General features: G+C 61.5%; 11 protein-coding genes and 3 tRNA genes. All 14 read left to right on the forward strand.

The features are described 5' to 3' along the window. Positions 1 to 91 precede the first annotated feature (91 nt). The 14 genes from IPP68_09455 (at position 92) to IPP68_09520 (ending at position 16,209) form a co-directional block, all read left to right on the forward strand. A complete protein-coding gene (locus tag IPP68_09455) occupies positions 92 to 2,053 on the forward strand; it encodes a HAMP domain-containing protein (GenBank protein MBL0350585.1) in 1,962 nt (653 codons plus the stop codon). Beyond that, positions 2,050 to 4,008, forward strand: a complete 1,959-nt coding sequence (locus IPP68_09460; protein ID MBL0350586.1) for a response regulator — start codon at positions 2,050 to 2,052, stop codon at positions 4,006 to 4,008. Before IPP68_09455 ends, IPP68_09460 begins: the two co-directional genes overlap by 4 nt. Then, positions 4,005 to 5,123 (forward strand): response regulator, encoded by a 1,119-nt coding sequence (locus IPP68_09465; protein ID MBL0350587.1) that lies wholly within the window; start codon positions 4,005 to 4,007, stop codon positions 5,121 to 5,123. Before IPP68_09460 ends, IPP68_09465 begins: the two co-directional genes overlap by 4 nt. A 3-nt stretch (positions 5,124 to 5,126) precedes the next feature. Further along, positions 5,127 to 5,810: an RluA family pseudouridine synthase gene (locus IPP68_09470; GenBank protein MBL0350588.1), complete on the forward strand. Its 684-nt coding sequence runs from the start codon at positions 5,127 to 5,129 to the stop codon at positions 5,808 to 5,810. Then, complete coding sequence (gene glgC, locus IPP68_09475; GenBank protein ID MBL0350589.1) at positions 5,807 to 7,039, forward strand: glucose-1-phosphate adenylyltransferase; 1,233 nt, start codon at positions 5,807 to 5,809, stop codon at positions 7,037 to 7,039. Before IPP68_09470 ends, glgC begins: the two co-directional genes overlap by 4 nt. A gap of 13 nt (positions 7,040 to 7,052) precedes the next feature. Beyond that, positions 7,053 to 9,470, forward strand: coding sequence for a DUF3536 domain-containing protein (locus IPP68_09480; protein MBL0350590.1), 2,418 nt, complete (start codon positions 7,053 to 7,055; stop codon positions 9,468 to 9,470). Positions 9,471 to 9,698: 228 nt separating this feature from the next. Then, positions 9,699 to 9,772: transfer RNA gene (locus IPP68_09485), tRNA-Arg, on the forward strand. Positions 9,773 to 9,857: 85 nt separating this feature from the next. Next, positions 9,858 to 9,929: transfer RNA gene (locus IPP68_09490), tRNA-Lys, on the forward strand. A 66-nt stretch (positions 9,930 to 9,995) separates the two neighbouring features. After that, positions 9,996 to 10,077 (forward strand) — tRNA-Leu (locus IPP68_09495). Positions 10,078 to 10,151: 74 nt separating this feature from the next. Next, entirely contained in the window at positions 10,152 to 11,507 is a 1,356-nt protein-coding gene (gene tig, locus IPP68_09500; protein ID MBL0350591.1) for a trigger factor, read from the forward strand. A gap of 35 nt (positions 11,508 to 11,542) precedes the next feature. After that, positions 11,543 to 12,145: an ATP-dependent Clp protease proteolytic subunit gene (locus tag IPP68_09505; GenBank protein ID MBL0350592.1), complete on the forward strand. Its 603-nt coding sequence runs from the start codon at positions 11,543 to 11,545 to the stop codon at positions 12,143 to 12,145. A gap of 15 nt (positions 12,146 to 12,160) precedes the next feature. Continuing rightward, positions 12,161 to 13,420: an ATP-dependent Clp protease ATP-binding subunit ClpX gene (gene clpX / locus IPP68_09510; protein MBL0350593.1), complete on the forward strand. Its 1,260-nt coding sequence runs from the start codon at positions 12,161 to 12,163 to the stop codon at positions 13,418 to 13,420. 24 nt (positions 13,421 to 13,444) lie between these two features. Beyond that, a complete protein-coding gene (locus IPP68_09515) occupies positions 13,445 to 14,581 on the forward strand; it encodes an alanine--glyoxylate aminotransferase family protein (protein ID MBL0350594.1) in 1,137 nt (378 codons plus the stop codon). A gap of 41 nt (positions 14,582 to 14,622) precedes the next feature. Further along, positions 14,623 to 16,209, forward strand: coding sequence for a phosphoglycerate dehydrogenase (locus tag IPP68_09520; protein MBL0350595.1), 1,587 nt, complete (start codon positions 14,623 to 14,625; stop codon positions 16,207 to 16,209). Positions 16,210 to 16,211: the final 2 nt, after the last annotated feature.

Consider the following 16,211-nt stretch of genomic DNA (forward strand, 5'->3'; position numbering starts at 1 on the left):
GACACCGCCCCGTTCGGGGGCTATATAAGGGAAGACGTCATCGATTCCGGACGCAGACCGAGGTGCCGGTTCCCAACAACCGAACGACCGCATGCCCCCTTCCCCCCCCGACAACACGACCGCCGCCGTTCCCCCCGCTCCCGCGACCCCGTTCACGCGGGCACGTTGGGTGCCGCCCTTCCTTCGACGATCCGTCCGCCCCCTTGGACGCCACATCGCTTCCCTGATCGGCCTTCGGACCCGCCTGCTGTGGGTTTTGTTGCTGGCGTTTGCCCCCGCGTTTGCGCTGATCGTTCGGGACCACTTTCAATGGGAGCAGCAAGACCACCGGGGGATCTCGGACGACGCCATGCTGAGCGCGCGACTCGCCGCCGCCGGCTACGAACGGCTTCTCGAGGGAACACGCCACGTCTTGATGGCCTTTGCCCAGATGGAAAGCCTTCAAGGGTCGGACCCGCGAGCCGCCGACAAAATTCTTCGAAATTTCCTCACGCGTTACCCGCATTTTCTCAACATCGGCGTTATTGACGGAAGAGGCCGTCTCTTCGCGAGCGCCGTGCCGTTCAATCCCGGGGTCGACCTCTCGGAACGACCCTATTTTAAATTCTCCATGGCAAACAATGATTTTTCGGTCGGAAAATTTCAAGTGGGGGCCATCACCCACCGGCCGAGCCTCAATTGCGGTTTTCCGGTTCGGGACACCGCCGGCCGTCCCCGCGGCATCGTTTTCGCGGCGCTGGATTTGAAATGGCTGAACAGCATGGCGGGGGAAGTGCCGATTCCGGCGGACGCCCGCCTTTTGCTGCTGGACCGCGAAGGCGCCGTCCTGGCCGTGACGCCGCCCACGTCGGCCAAAATCGGCGAGGACTACGCGCACTTCGGCGATCTCACCTTGACGGACGATAACGCGGCCCTTCGGACCGGCGGTCGGCGGCTCGTGGAGGACGCCGAGCATTTGCGCACCGTGTCTCCCGTGCGACTGCCGACCGGCTCGGGCCTTCGGGTCGTTTATGAAATATCTCAACAGGCGGCTTACCGCAAAGCCCGCGTTCGCCTGTTTCTCAACCTGAGCCTGCTCCTTTTGTCCGCCTTTTTTGTCATCGTTTTGGGGCGGGCGGCGGGGCACGTGTTCATCACCCGCCACGTCACGGCCCTCCTGAACGCCACGCGGCGATTGGCCGCCGGCGACACGAACGCCCGGACCGGCATTGCGGGCGCGCCCGGGGAGTTGGGTCAAATGGCGGCCGCCGTGGATCATCTGGCCGACGCGCTGCAGAAACGCGACGAGGAACTCCGCCACACCCACGCGAACCTGGAGCGCCAGGTGGCCGAGCGCACGCAGGAACTGCGCTCCTCCAACGAACAATTGGAGGCCTTCAGCTATTCGGTGTCCCACGATCTTCGGGCCCCGCTCCGGGCCATTGACGGATTTTCTCAAATCCTCCTCAACGAACACGCCGACAATCTGACCCCCGAAGGCAAGCGTTTATTGACCGTGGTGGTCAAGAACACCCAACAGATGAGCCACCTGATCGAAAATTTATTGACGTTCGCGCGCCTGGGGCGTCAAGAACCCCACGCCGCTTCCGTGCGCATGGGCGCTCTCGCCCGGGAGATCGCGGACGAGCTTCTGGTGGCGGAACGGCACCGCCGGACGACGGTCGAAATCGAAGCTTTGCCCGCGGCCCTGGGCGACCCGGCCATGATCCAGCAAATCTGGATCAACCTATTGAGCAACGCTCTGAAATTCACATCGAACATGGCCAACGTTTTCATCACCGTGGGGTCCAAAACCGGCCCCGGGCAAAACACTTACTGGATCAAGGACAACGGCGTGGGGTTCGACCCCAAATACGCCCACCGCCTTTTTCAGGTGTTTCAACGACTCCACTCTTCCTCGGAATTCGAAGGAACCGGCGTCGGGCTGGCCATCGTTCAACGCATCGTTCAAAAACACGGGGGACGGGTGTGGGCGGAAAGTCTCCCCGGCGAGGGAGCGACGTTCTTTTTCACGTTGCCCGCCGCCCCTCCCGCCGAAGGGGGAAAACCGTGAGCCCCACGCCCGCCGTGAAATGGCGCCTTCTGATCGTGGAAGACCGTCCCGAGGACCGGGAGCTGATCGAGCACGAACTGACCAAGGGGAAAGTCCTTTTTGAATCCCGGGCGGCGGAACGCCGCGACGAATACCTCGCGGCGTTGAAGGAATTCAAGCCCGACGTCGTGATCTCCGATTTTGCGCTCCCCCAATTCGACGCGCTGGAAGCGCTCTCCATCCTTCGCCATTACCAACCCGGCGTGCCGTTCCTGCTGGTCACCGGCGCCCAATCGGAAGAAGTCGCCGTGGAATGCATGAAACGCGGAGCGGACGACTACATTTTAAAATCCACCTTGAAACGATTGCCGTCCGCGGTCTTAAACGCTCTCAAAAAAAGGGAAACCGAACATCAAAAAGAAAAAGCCGAAGAAGACCTTCGCGCCCAAGAAGAACAGTACCGACTCATCGCCGAGCACACGCGGGATTTGATTTATTTATTGGACCCCAAGGGTCAATTCACCTATCTCAGCCCCTCCTTTCAAAAGACCTTGGGGTATGCCCCGGAGGAATTGATCGGCAAGAAAGCGTTTTCCCTTCTTCACCCGGACGATAAAATCGGGGCCCGGAAGGCGTTTCAGGAGGCCCTGGAAAGCCGCACCGGACGGACCGTGCCCTATCGATGCAAAACAAAAACCGGCGCCTGGGTGTTGTTTGAATCGGTCGTCAGTTGGGCCTTTGACGACAAAGGGGTTCCGAACAAGGCCGTGATCGTTTCCCGGGACATCGACGATCGAAAACGCCTGGAAGAGCAGGTCCGCCAGGCGCAAAAGATGGAGGCCGTCGGACGGCTGGCCGGCGGCGTCGCCCACGATTTCAATAACTTGCTCACCGCCATCACGGGGTATTCGGACCTCCTGCTTCGGTCCCTGGACCGGATGGACCCCCGCCGGGCCGACGTCGAGGAGATTAAAGAGACCGCGGCCCGGGCGGCCACATTGACCCAGCAGCTTTTGGCGTTCAGCCGGCGGCAAATCACCCAACCGACGGTGTTGGATTTAAACCACGTGGTGTCCAACTTGGAAAAAATGCTCCGGCGTTTAATCGGGGAGGACATTCAATTGAAAACGGTGTTGGCGCCGAACATCCATCGGGTTCGGGCCGATTTGGGGCAGATGGAACAAATCATTATCAATCTGGGGGTCAATTCCCGCGACGCCATGCCCGAAGGGGGAAAATTGGCCATTGAAACCTCCAACGTGGAAATCCGTTCCGGGGCGAAAAACGCCCGGGACATCCCCCCGGGCCAATACGCCGTGATTTCCGTCACCGACACGGGGTGCGGCATGGACCCGAAAATTCTAAACCACCTGTTTGAACCTTTTTTCACCACCAAAGAAAAAGGCCACGGGACCGGCTTGGGGCTCTCCACCGTCTACGGCATCGTCCAACAGTCCGCGGGCCACATCCGGGTCCAAAGCGCCCCGGGCGAGGGGACCACTTTTTGGATCTACCTTCCCCGGGTGGAGGAACCCGTCGTTCCGGCGGACAAATCGCCGGAGACCGATGAATTTTTCAAGGGCAACGAAACCGTCCTGCTGGCCGAGGACGACCGCACCGTCCGAACCTTGGCCGTTCGCATTTTAAGGCAGAGCGGTTACCGAGTGATGGAAGCGTCCAGCGGCGAAGAGGCCCTCCGTCTGATGGAGGAAACCGCCACCCCCATCGACCTTTTGGTGACGGACGTGGTCATGAACGGTATTTCGGGCCCGGAACTGGCCAAGCGCGTCAATCAACGATTGCCCGGGGTGAAAATTCTCTATCTGTCGGGTTACATGGAGTCCGACATGCGCAACGACATCCTCAAAGGCGTCGCCTCGTCTTTTCTGGGAAAACCCTTCCGGCCGCGGGATTTGGTCCAGCGGGTTCGCGAGACGCTGGACGGGGCGCCCGTGGCGGGCGGGGACAAGAAATGACCTCCAAACCCCTCAAAATCCTCGTGGTGGACGACGAAAAGGTCATGCGCGACATGGCCTCCAACGTTCTCCGCAGCGCCGGCCACGACGTGGCCACCGCCTCGACGGGGGACGAGGCGCTCGAGCGCCTGGACGGCGGTTTTGAACTCATCCTGACGGATTTGGACATGCCCGGGGCCACCAACGGCACGGAACTGACGAAGCGGGCCCGCGCCCGGACCAACGCCGACGTCATCATCATGACCGGCTACCCCGATTTAACCTCCGCCATCCACGCGGTGCGGGAAGGCGCCTACGATTACCTGGTTAAACCCTTTTCGCCCGACACGCTCAAAATGGCCGTCGACCGCTGCGCCGCCAAACGCCACCTGTCGAAGGAGCTGGAGCGGGAAAAAACCCTGCGGGAGGAATTGAACCGCGCCTACATCGAATTGTCCCAAATGCAAAAGGTCCGGGATTTGTTCGGGCAATTCACAACCCCCGAAGTCGCCCGTTTTGTCCTGGAGCATCCCGATGATTTCTGGAAACGGGGGGAGCGCCGGGACGTCACGATTCTGTTCGCCGACGTTCGCGGATTCACGCCGTACGCCCGAATGGTGCCCCCCGAAAAGGCGGTGGAATCCCTGAACCAGATTTTCGACGTGCTGGTGGGCGCCATTCAGGACCAGGGCGGGGTGGTGAATAAATTTCTGGGGGACGGCGTCATGGGCGTTTTCGGCGCTCCGCAAACCTTGGACGACCACGCGGCCGCCGCGGCCCGGGCGGCCACCAAAGCCCGCGCCATGTTGCGTTTCGCCATGGGGCAGGCGCCGGACGCGGACGGCCTTCACGTGGGGTTCGCCCTCAACACCGGCGAAGTCTTGGCCGGGTGCCTGGGCGCCCGCGGCCGGAGCGAATACAGCGTGATCGGGTCCGCCGTCAATCTCGCGGCCCGCATCGAAAAAGTCGCCGGGCCCGGGGAAATTGTGCTCGGCCCCGAAACCGCCAAACGGGTCGCGGCCTTTTTCCATTTGGAAGGCCGCCCCGCGGTGGCCCTTCCCGGATTTCCCGAACCCGTCGACTTGTCGCTCCTGGGCGAACCGAAACCCGGCGCTTTCGTTTCCGTCCCCCGCTGATTCGTGACCCTTCGCGTCCTGTGGGAGAACTCGGACCTTTGGGCCCTGGACAAACCGGCCGGTCAAGACGTCGTCCCGGGTCGGGGCCCCGTACCGGCCCCCTGCCTGCGCGACGAACTGGCGCGGGCCGCCGGGCGCCCGGTGTGGGTGGTCCACCGGCTGGACCGAGACACCAGCGGCGTCGTCCTTTTTGCCAAGAACGCCGACGCCCACCGGTTCCTGTCTCTGGAGTTCGAAAACCGCCGGATGGAAAAGGAATATCTGGCGGCGGTGCGGGGGCCCGTGGACGTCCCCCGGGGAATATTCCGAGAACCGCTGCGTCAATTCGGGTCGGGCCGGATGGGGGTGGACCCCGAGGGAAAACCTTCGGAAACCCATTTTGAAACCTTGGACAACTGGACCACGGGCGCCCTGTTGCGGGTGAAACCGTTGTCGGGACGGCGCCACCAGATCCGCGTTCACTTAAACCACGCGGGACACCCCGTCCTGGGCGATCGCCTTTACGGGCCGCCGCCCCGACCCGTGGGGGGGGCGGTTCGGCTTCTGCTGCACGCCGCCCGAATCGCTTTTCGGTCGCCCGGAAACGGAGGGACCCTGGCCGTCGAATGCCCCGCGCCGGAGGATTTTCTCGACGCCCTTCGGATTGTGGGGGCCACCGAAATTAGCTATCTTAAAAACCAATCATGATACGTTCCAAAGTTTTGGGCATCGTCATGGCGGGGGGGAAAGGCGAACGGCTGAAACCCCTGACCATCGAACGCGGAAAACCCGCCGTCCCCTTCGGCGGCAAATACCGCATCGTGGATTTCGTGCTATCCAATTTTGTGAATTCCGGCATTTTCTCCGTTTACGTTCTGGTTCAATACATGTCGCAATCCTTGATCGACTACTTGCGGGTGGGTTGGTCCAACCGGGGCATCACCCCCGACCACTTTATCACCGTCGTTCCGCCCCAAATGCGGATGGGGGAACTGTGGTATCGCGGAACGGCGGACGCCGTCTCTCAAAACCTCAATCTCATCCGGGATTTCGATCCCGACTACGTCGCCGTGTTCGGCGCCGACCACATTTACCGCATGGACATCAGCCAAATGCTCGCCTACCACGTGGAGAAACAGGCCCACGTCACGATCTCGGCCCTCCCGGTGCCCCTGGCCGAAGCCAAGGGCTTCGGCATCCTCGGGGTCAGCAAATCCGGACGCCTCACCGATTTTGAAGAAAAACCCAAGAACCCGAAAGCGATGCCGGGCAATCCCGAGATGGCCTATTCCTCCATGGGGAACTATATTTTCAACCGGGACGTTTTGGAGGAAGTTCTCACCGACGACATCGGAAAAGATTCCGCTCACGATTTCGGCAAAAACATCCTGCCGACGCTCCTCGAGAAACACCGCGTTTACGCCTACAATTTTCAAGCGGCCCCGCTTCCCGGCCAGAAGGATTACGAAGAAGCCGGCTACTGGCGGGACGTGGGCAATTTGGAATCGTATTGGTCCGCGCACATGGACCTTCTCGGGGAAAAACCCCGCCTGGATTTAAACAACGAGGAATGGCCGATTTCCGCCGGGCGCTACAACGGCCCCCCCGCGCGCGTTTTGGGGCGCCAGGTGGAGGATTCGATTTTAAGCGAAGGCGTGGTGGTCAACGGCGCTTTTGTTAAACACAGCGTCATCGGTCGCGGCGTGGTCATCCACCCCGGCGCGGTCATCGAAGACAGCGTGCTCATGGATTTTTGCGAAGTGGGCCCCAACTGCCGGTTCCGGCGGGTCGTGGCGGATCGCTTTAACGTTTTTCCGCCGGACACCGTCATCGGTCACGATCCCGAAAAGGACCAGTCCGCGGGCTACCACGTTGATAAATCCGGCATTGTTTCGATCGCCCGCGGTCGCAGCAAGTGGGCGCACTTGAAACGCTAGCCCCTCCCTCCCCATGATCGGCCAACGGTGCGTCTGCGTCCATGGGCATTTTTACCAGCCGCCGCGTGAAAACCCCTGGCTGGAAGACATCGAAGTCCAGGATTCCGCCCACCCCTACCACGACTGGAACGAGCGCATCACCCGCGAATGCTACGCCCCGAACGCCGCCTCCCGGGTGTTGGACGCCGAGGGGCGCCTCGTCGAACTCATCGACAATTATCGTCGGATCTCCTTCAATTTCGGACCCACGCTGTTGAGCTGGATGGAACGGCACGCGCCGGAAGCTTACGAAGGCCTCCGCGCGGCCGACCGCGCCAGCGTTCGGGAGCGCTCGGGCCACGGAAACGCCTGGGCCCAGGTGTACAACCACGCCATCCTGCCCCTGGCCTCCCGCCGGGACAAGGAAACCCAGGTCGCCTGGGGGATTCACGACTTTGTTTGGCGGTTCGGTCGGAAACCGGAAGGCATGTGGCTGGCGGAAACGGCCGTGGACACCGAAACGCTGAACGTTTTGATCGAACACGGAATCCGGTTTACGCTGCTCTCCCCGCAACAAGCCCGGGCGGTGCGTCCCGCGCGCCGTTCCGCCGATGCCAACGAGGGGGCCGAGTCCGCCTGGCGGGACGTCTCCGGCGGACGCATCGACCCCAGCCGACCCTACCTGTGGCGTTCGCCCGCCGGCGGCTCCATCGTTCTCTTTTTCTACGACGCCCCCATTTCCCGCGCGGTCGCCTTTGAAGGCATTTTAAACAACGGCGAAACTTTCGCCGCTCGCCTGACCGACGGGTTTTCGAACGACCGGCAGGAACCGCAACTGGTCCACATCGCCACCGACGGCGAATCCTACGGCCACCACCACCGCTTCGGCGACATGGCCCTGGCCTACGCCCTCCAAAAGCTGGAGCAGGACCGGCGCCTCTCCCTCACCAACTACGGGGAATTCCTGGACCACCACCCGCCCACCTGGGAAGTTGAAATTCACGAAGCCTCGTCCTGGAGCTGCCCCCACGGCGTCGAACGGTGGCGGTCCAATTGCGGCTGCCGCATGGGCTCCCACGCCCATTGGAATCAGGAGTGGCGGACGCCGCTCCGCGATTCCTTGAACCATTTGGCGGAAGACATCGACCGCCTGTTCGAAACCCGCGGCGCGGATTTTTTTCTCGACCCCTGGCGCGCCCGAAACGCCTACATCGACGTGATCCTCCACCGGGCCCCCGAAACGCTCGACGCCTTTTGGAAAAGCCAGGCCCGCCGGCCTTTGTCCCCCGCGGAGCGGACGGACGCGCTCAAATTGTTGGAAATGGAGCGGCACCGCCTTTTGATGTTCACGAGCTGCGCCTGGTTTTTCGATGAAATTTCGGGTTTGGAAAGCACGACGGTCCTGCTGTCGACGGCCCGGGCCCTCCAACTGGCCGCCGGTTTTCCCGGGGGGGCGGGCCTCGAGGAATCCTTTTTATTACAGTTGGCCAAGGCCAAAAGCAACATCGCCGAATTCGGCAACGGGCGGGAGATCTACCGCCGTTTCGTGCAGCCGGTGGTGACCGATTTGCCCCGCATGGCCGCCCACCAAGCCCTTCGGACCGCCAACGGGGCGGCGGAGGGAGGTCGCGTCTACGCCTACGATTTCGACTTGAGCGGCCAGCGAACGGACCGGTCCGGGGGGAAAACTCTCACCACCGGGATTCTGTCGGTGCGCTCCCGGGTGACGGAGGAACGTTACGCGGCCGACTACGCCGTCCTGCATCTCGGGGGGCACGATTTCCGCTGCCTGCTCCGCCCGGGAGGCGACGCCGGGTCTTTCGACCCTTTGCGCCAAACCTTTGCGGACCGTTTCAACAAACAAGGCGGGGACGATTTTTTCGACGAAATGCGACCCCATTTCGGCCCGCACGTTTACACCCTTCAGGATTTGCTTCTCGAGGAACGACGGCGAATGCTCTCCACCGTGATCGAACGGATCTTGGGCGAATTCGACGGGGCCCACCGACGACTCGTGACGGAGAATCGCGCCTTGATCGATTACCTTCAAAAAGCCGACCACCCCATGCCGCACGCGTTCCGATTGGCCTTGGAATCCGTCCTGGGGCGCGATCTCTCCGCGGCCTTGGCCGGTTTCACGGGGGAAGCATCGACCGCCGAACCGTTGCGGCGCGTTCGCCGGGACGCCGCGGCGTTTCACGTCCAACTTCAGTGGTCCAGCGTGACCCAGGAACTGGAATGCCATTTCCTGGGCCGGATCCGCGCCTTGGTTCAATCCCAAAAGTCGGAGGACGCCGACAAAGCCCTCTTTCTCTTGGATTTCGCCGAAGAACTGGACCTCTCGGCCACCCTCTGGGAAGCCGAAAATTTATTTTTCACCCTTTGGAAAAAACCGGCGACCGACCGACGGGCTTTGGCGGCCTTGGCGCGCCGCCTTCGTTTCGCCGATTAAATCCTCGTTTCGCCCCTTCCGCGTTTTTGTTATACTTCGTTCTCGGTCTCGACCCCCCGCGCCGTCGCACCCTCCGGGGGGTTTTTCTATCCGTCACGCCGCGAATCGAAGAGGATAGAACGCCCGTTCGATTTTGCGCCCGTAGCTCAATTGTGACCGAGGCCGGGGGCCGAGGAAATGGTTGGAGGCCGCTAGGCCAGAAACCAGATAGAACCTCTTGCTGGATTTGCGCCCGTAGCTCAATTGGATAGAGCATCTGCCTTCGGAGCAGAGGGCTGGGGGTTCAAGTCCCTCCGGGCGCGCGATTTGGTTTTTCACCCTCGCGCCACACGGCATCGGTTCAATTTAATCGTCCCCCGGTACGGCGGGGCGTTGTTCGGCGGCAGCGGGCCAGTAGCTCAACGGTGGAGCAAGCGCCTCTTAAGCGCAAGGCTGAGAGTTCGAGTCTCTCCTGGCCCAGTTTTTTTACGCCCTATCCCTTTGGCGATTGTGGAAACGCCGTGGTCCTGGACCCGGCGGGTCTTCGCGAGGATGGCGGAATTGGCAGACGCGTACGGCTTAGGACCGTATGCCGAAAGGCGTGTGGGTTCAAGTCCCTCTCCTCGCAGATTTGAACGACGGACTTGACCGGGCGCGCCCGTCAAGCGGATGGGGAAAATAAAGCGGCACGGAGATTGATTTATGTTCGGTTGGAAAAAAAAGGGAAAAGACGGTGCGGTGGCGGACAAAGAGGGGGAGGCGCCTCTGGCCGAAGTGAAGGTCAAGGTGAAGGACCGGAAGAATTGCGCCGTTCTGCTGGCGGTGGAAGTGCCGGCGGACCAAGTTAAAAAAGCGACGGAAGAGTCTTTCCGGCGCGTTCAGTCCCGGGCCAAAATGCCCGGGTTCCGGCCCGGCAAGGCCCCGATCGAAATGGTCAAAAAGAATTTCCAGGACGCCGCCTGGGAAGACGCGCTGGACCGCCTTTTGCGGGAATCCGTCTACAGCGCGGTCACCCAGGAGAACGTCGTTCCCATCACGACCCCCGTCGTGGACAAAATCGACGGCGACCCGACCAAAGCCCTCCGATTCGAAGTGAAGGTCGAATGCGCCCCCACGGTGGAACCCAAGGACTACAAAGGGTTGCCTCTTCAAAAAAAAGCCCGCCCCGTGACGGACGCGGACACCGATAAACGTCTCAACGACCTTCGGGAATCCAACGCCAAACTCGTGCTTTCCAAAGACGCCGCGGTGGATAAAAAACATTTCGTGGTCGCCGATTACGACAGCTTTTTGGAAGGTCAACCCGTCGCCAACGGATCCGCCAAGAATCAACTCATCGAGATGGCGGCGCCCCAAAACGTCGACGGATTCACCGAGGGGCTTCTGGGCGCCAAAGACGGCGACACCCGGGAAGTGCCGGTGCGCTTTCCCGACGTCCACCCGCAAAAAGAGTTGGCCGGAAAAACGGTTCAATTCAAAGTCACCGTGACGGCGATCAAAGAGAAGGAAATGCCGGTCTTGGACGACGAATTCGCCAAAGACCTCGGCGTTGAAAGCCTGGCCGCGCTCAAAGACCGCCTGCGCAAAGATTTGGAAACCGGCGCGGAACGGGCGCTCCGGCAGGACCTGGAGAAGCAAGTCATTGACGGGCTTCTCCAACACAATGTCTTCGACGTGCCGCCCTCCCAGATTGAGGAGCGGGCCCGTCATCTCACCGCCCAGGTGAAGGACTACTTGGCTCAGCAGGGCGCCTCGGAGGCGGATTGGAAATCCGCCGAACCGAAAATGTTGGAGAAAAACCGTCCCGAGGCCGAGCGCCAGGTGCGATTGTCCTATTTGTTGTCCCGAATCGCCGAAATGGAAAAAATCAATGTCGAGGAAACCGACGTGGACGCGCAAATTCGGAAAATTGTGGACGGCGCCCGCCCGGAACAACGGACGGATGTGGAAAATTGGATGAAGGGGCGACGCGACACGCTTCGCGCGCAGTTGCGCGAGGAACGCCTTTTCGACTTTTTGATTCAACAGGCCAAAGTCACCGAAGTTCCGGCGGCTTAACACACACCCAAGAAGGGGGAATCGCTATGCCCGGCATCATCCCAACCATCATCGAACGCTGGAACCAAGGCGCGGCCGTGGGGTACGATATCTACTCCCGGCTCCTGAAGGATCGAATCATTTTCATCGGCGGCTACGGCGGGGCCATCGACACGGACTCGGCCAACGCCATCATCGCCCAATTGCTCTACCTGGACGCCGAAGACCCGGAGCGGGACATCAATCTCTACATCAATTCTCCCGGCGGCATGGTGACGGCGGGCTTGGCGGTGTACGACACCATTCAGTACATCAAAGCGCCCATCACCACCATCTGCCTCGGCATGGCGATGTCCTTCGGGGCCCTGCTTCTGGCGGCCGGACGCAAAGGAAAGCGCTACGCCCTGCCCAACGCGCGCATCATGATTCACCAGCCCCTGATTTACGGCGAAGGCCTTTCGGGGCAGGTGACCGACATCGCCATCGAAGCCAAGGAACTGGACCACACCAAAGACCGCCTCACGGACATTTTGGCGCGGCACACGGGTCAACCCCTGGCCAAAGTCAAGGCCGACTGCGAACGGAACTATTACATGTCCTCGGACGAGGCCAAAGCCTACGGCCTGATCGACGAAGTTTTTGTGCCGCGGCACAAATAAGGCCCTCCCATCGACGTGACGACCCCCACCGGCAAAGAAAACAAAGACGCCCTGCAGTGCATTTTCTGCGGGAAAGGGAAACGCGAGGGCCTTCGGCTCATCGGCGGCCAGGGCATCTACGTCTGCGAAGATTGCGTGCGGAATTCCCACGCCTTGCTGACCCGCTTGACCGAAGAGGAAGACCGGCGGGCCCAGCGGGCGTTGCCCAAACCTTCGCAAATCAAGAAGGTGTTGGACGACTTTGTGGTGGGGCAGGAGCAAGCCAAACGCATTCTTTCGGTCGCCGTCTACAATCACTACCGGCGGGTGGAGACGCTGGCCAAGGAATCCTCGCCCGACGTCGAGCTTCAGAAATCCAACATCCTCTTCGTGGGGCCCACCGGAACGGGGAAAACCCTCATGGCTCAAACGCTGGCGCGCCTCCTGCACGTGCCCTTCGCCATCGCCGACGCCACCACCTTGACCGAAGCCGGGTACGTGGGCGAAGACGTCGAAAACATCATCCTCCGCCTCCTCCAAAACGCCAATTACGACGTCAAGCGGGCGGAACGGGGCATCGTTTACATCGACGAAATCGACAAAACCTCCCGCAAGGCCGATTCGCCCTCCATCACGCGGGACGTTTCCGGGGAAGGGGTGCAGCAGGCCCTTCTTAAAATCCTGGAAGGGACCGTGGCGGCCGTGCCGCCCCAAGGCGGTCGAAAACACCCCCAGCAGGAATACATCCAGGTCAACACGACGAACATCCTCTTCATTTGCGGCGGCGCTTTCGAAGGCCTGGAAAAAGTGATCGAGCAGCGGCTGGGCAAGTTCGGCATGGGGTTCGGCGTCGATCCGAAACCCAAAAAGCGCGAGGACATGGGCGATATTCTCAAACACGTCCAACCCGAAGACTTGATCCAATACGGGCTCATCCCCGAACTCGTGGGCCGGCTGCCCGTTTTGGCGAATTTGGAAAATCTGGACGAGGCCGCTTTGGTCGAGGTGCTCACCCGACCCAAGAACGCCCTCGTCAAGCAGTACCAGAAAATGTTCACCCTCGAAGGCGTGGAACTTTCTTTTAACGAAGACAGCCTCAAAGCCATCGCCCGTTTGGCCATCAAACGGGGATCCGGCGCCCGCGGTTTGCGGTCGATCCTCGAAGAGATCCTGCTGGGCACCATGTATGAATTGCCCGAACAGACGGGGCTTCAGCGGGTGGTGATCGACGGGGACGTGGTGGCGAAGAAAAAGGAACCCGTCCGCGTCTACGAAAGCATTAAAAAAACAGCCTGATTTTTTAACCCTGGAGGATTGTCCATGAAAAAATACTATCTCATCACCCCGGGCCCGACGCCCGTTCCGCCCGAAGTCGCCGCCCAAAGCGCCCTGCCGGTTTTGCACCACCGCACCAACGAATTCGGCGCCTTGTTTGAAAAAGCCATCCTGGGCATGAAATACGTTTATCAAACCGCCCACGACGTCTTGATGATCACGGGCTCCGGCACCGGCGCCATGGAATCCGCGGTGGCCAACCTGACTTCCCCCGGGGACAAAGTGATCGTTCTCTCCTCGGGCTCCTTCGGCGAGCGCTGGGTGAAAATCAACGAGGCCTTCGGCACGAAAGTCGTGGCGGTCCGCCAGGAGTGGGGCAAAGCCATCGACCCGCAGAAAGCCCTGGAGGCCCTGCGCGCGAACCCGGACGCCAAAGCGGTGTTCATGCAGCACACGGAAACCTCGACCGGCGTCGTGAACGATTTGAAGACCCTCGGTCAGATGATCTCCGAAACCGGCGCCGTGTCCGTCGTGGACGCGATTTCCGGCCTGGGCGGCGAGGAATTGCGGATGGACGACTGGAAACTGGACGTCGTGCTGACCGGCTCCCAAAAGGGCTTGATGGTGGCGCCCGGCTTGGCCTTCGCGGCCGTCGGCCCCCGGGCTTGGCCCGTGGTCGAGAAGTCCCGGAATCCCAAATTCTATTTTGACTACAAGCAAATCAAGAAATCGGTCGGGGACAAGGAAACGCCCTGGACCCCCGCCGTGACCTTGGTCGCGAGCCTGGTGACCGCCCTCGAAATGATCAAAAAAGACGGCATCGAGAACGTCTGGGCCCGGCATCGGCGATTGGCCACCATGGCCCGGGCCGGCATGCAGGCCCTGGGGTTGGACCTCCTGGCCGACCGCCCCTGCGCGGTGCTCACCTCCGCCAAGTTGCCCGCCTCCGTGGACGGCAAAAAGTTGATCAACTGGCTCCGGGACGAACACGGGGTCTCCGTGGCCGGCGGCCAGGAACAACTGGCCGGCAAAATCGTCCGCCTGGCCCACATGGGCTACATGGACCACTTCGACCTGATCATCGGTTTGACGGCCTTGGAATGGGCGCTCAAGAAATTCGGCCACCCCGTCACCCCGGGCAAAGCCGTGCAGGTCGCCCAGGAAGCGTTGGCCCTCGCGTAACAGCGACGGACCGACCTTGATTTCGTTCTGAAGGGACTCCCATGAACATTCGCGTTCTCGTCGCCGATGCCATTTCCGAAGAGGGGCTTGCCCCGCTGCAACAAAACCCCGGATTCTCCGTCCAGGTCAAGACGGGACTGAAGGGCGCCGATCTCTTGCGCGAAGTGTCCGGGTGCGACGCCCTGCTTGTGCGTTCCGAGACCAAAGTCAACGCCGAGGTCATCGGCGCCGCCGCGGGCCTGCGATTCATCGGTCGGGCCGGCACCGGGGTCGACAACATCGACCTGGGCGCCGCCTCCCGGCAAGGCATCGTGGTCGCGAACGTCCCGGGGGGAAACACCATTTCCGCCGCGGAGCAAACCTTGGCGCTTCTTTTCGCCATGGCGCGCAACATTCCCCGCGCCGACGCCTCCACCCGGGCCGGGAAATGGGAGCGATCCAAATTTGTCGGAACCGAGATCACCGGGAAAACCCTCGGCGTGGTGGGCCTGGGACGCATCGGGCGCGAAGTCGCCACCCGGGCCATCGGGCTTTCCATGCGCGTGGTCGCCTTCGACCCCATGGGCGATGAGTCCTGGTGCCGCCGCGCGGGGATCGCCTTTGTTTCCTTGGACGAATTGTTGGCCCAATCGGATTTCATCACGGTGCACGTGCCCCTGTCCGACCAGACCCGCGGGTTGCTCAACCGCGAGACCTTCGCCAAAACGAAAAAAGGCGTTCGCGTGATCAATTGCGCCCGGGGGGGCATCATCGACGAAAAGGCCCTTCTGGAATTCGTGGAAAACGGCCATGTCAAAGGCGCGGCCCTGGACGTCTTCGAGAAAGAACCCCTCGACCCGCAATCGCCCCTGTTGAAGCGGCCGGAAATCATCGTGACGCCGCACCTGGGCGCGTCGACCGAAGAAGCCCAGGTCAAAGTGGCGGTGGAGCTTTCCCAATCGTTGGTCGAATTCTTTGAGAACGGGTTCGCCAGGCAGGCCGTCAATTTGCCGCCCTTGGACGTGGCGGGGCAAAACCAATTGCTTTCCTTTATCGGCCTGGCCCACAAGCAGGGGGCCTTCCTGGCGCAATTTGCCGGCGCGGCGGCCACGTCGCTCACGCTCCGTTATTCCGGCGAACTGGCGCGGGTCAACCCGTCCCTCTACACCGCCACGGCCGTGGCCGGATTCCTATCGGCGCTGGGGGAAAAAGCCACGCCGGTCAACGCCTTGCTCTTGGCCCAACAACGGGGCCTCCGGGTTCAGGAACAAGTCCAACCCGAGGCCAAAGATTACGCGTCCCTCCTGGAAATGGAGGCCGAGACGCCCGAGGGCACGCACCAACTGGCGGGCACGGTGTACGGGCGGGGCGACACCCGTTTTGTGCGCATCGACGGCCTGGCGGTGGACGTCACCCCGCACAAATACCTCTTGGTCATGACCAACGAAGACCGCCCCGGCGTCGTGGGGCACACGGGCACGGTGCTTTCGGCGGCGGGCATCAACATCGCCGGCATGGACATCGCGCGCAACCGCCCGGGAGGCGTGGCCGTTTCCCTCTGGAGCGTGGACAGCCCGGTTCCGGCCGACGTTTTGGCCAAGGTCAAGTCCTTCGCGCCCATTCTTTCGGTGAAAATGGTACAGTTATAGCG

This window comes from Elusimicrobiota bacterium, from assembly GCA_016722575.1.
Classification (GTDB): Bacteria; Elusimicrobiota; Elusimicrobia; order FEN-1173; family FEN-1173; genus JADKIY01.

Excerpts from the sequence above, each read along its gene's own strand:
- IPP68_09455 (MBL0350585.1), top strand. The coding sequence starts at position 92 with ATGCCCCCTTCCCCCCCCGACAACACGACCGCCGCCGTTCCCCCCGCT.
- IPP68_09465 (MBL0350587.1), top strand. The coding sequence starts at position 4,005 with ATGACCTCCAAACCCCTCAAAATCCTCGTGGTGGACGACGAAAAGGTC.
- glgC (MBL0350589.1), top strand. The coding sequence starts at position 5,807 with ATGATACGTTCCAAAGTTTTGGGCATCGTCATGGCGGGGGGGAAAGGC.
- IPP68_09480 (MBL0350590.1), top strand. The coding sequence starts at position 7,053 with ATGATCGGCCAACGGTGCGTCTGCGTCCATGGGCATTTTTACCAGCCG.
- tig (MBL0350591.1), top strand. The coding sequence starts at position 10,152 with ATGTTCGGTTGGAAAAAAAAGGGAAAAGACGGTGCGGTGGCGGACAAA.
- IPP68_09515 (MBL0350594.1), top strand. The coding sequence starts at position 13,445 with ATGAAAAAATACTATCTCATCACCCCGGGCCCGACGCCCGTTCCGCCC.
- IPP68_09520 (MBL0350595.1), top strand. The coding sequence starts at position 14,623 with ATGAACATTCGCGTTCTCGTCGCCGATGCCATTTCCGAAGAGGGGCTT.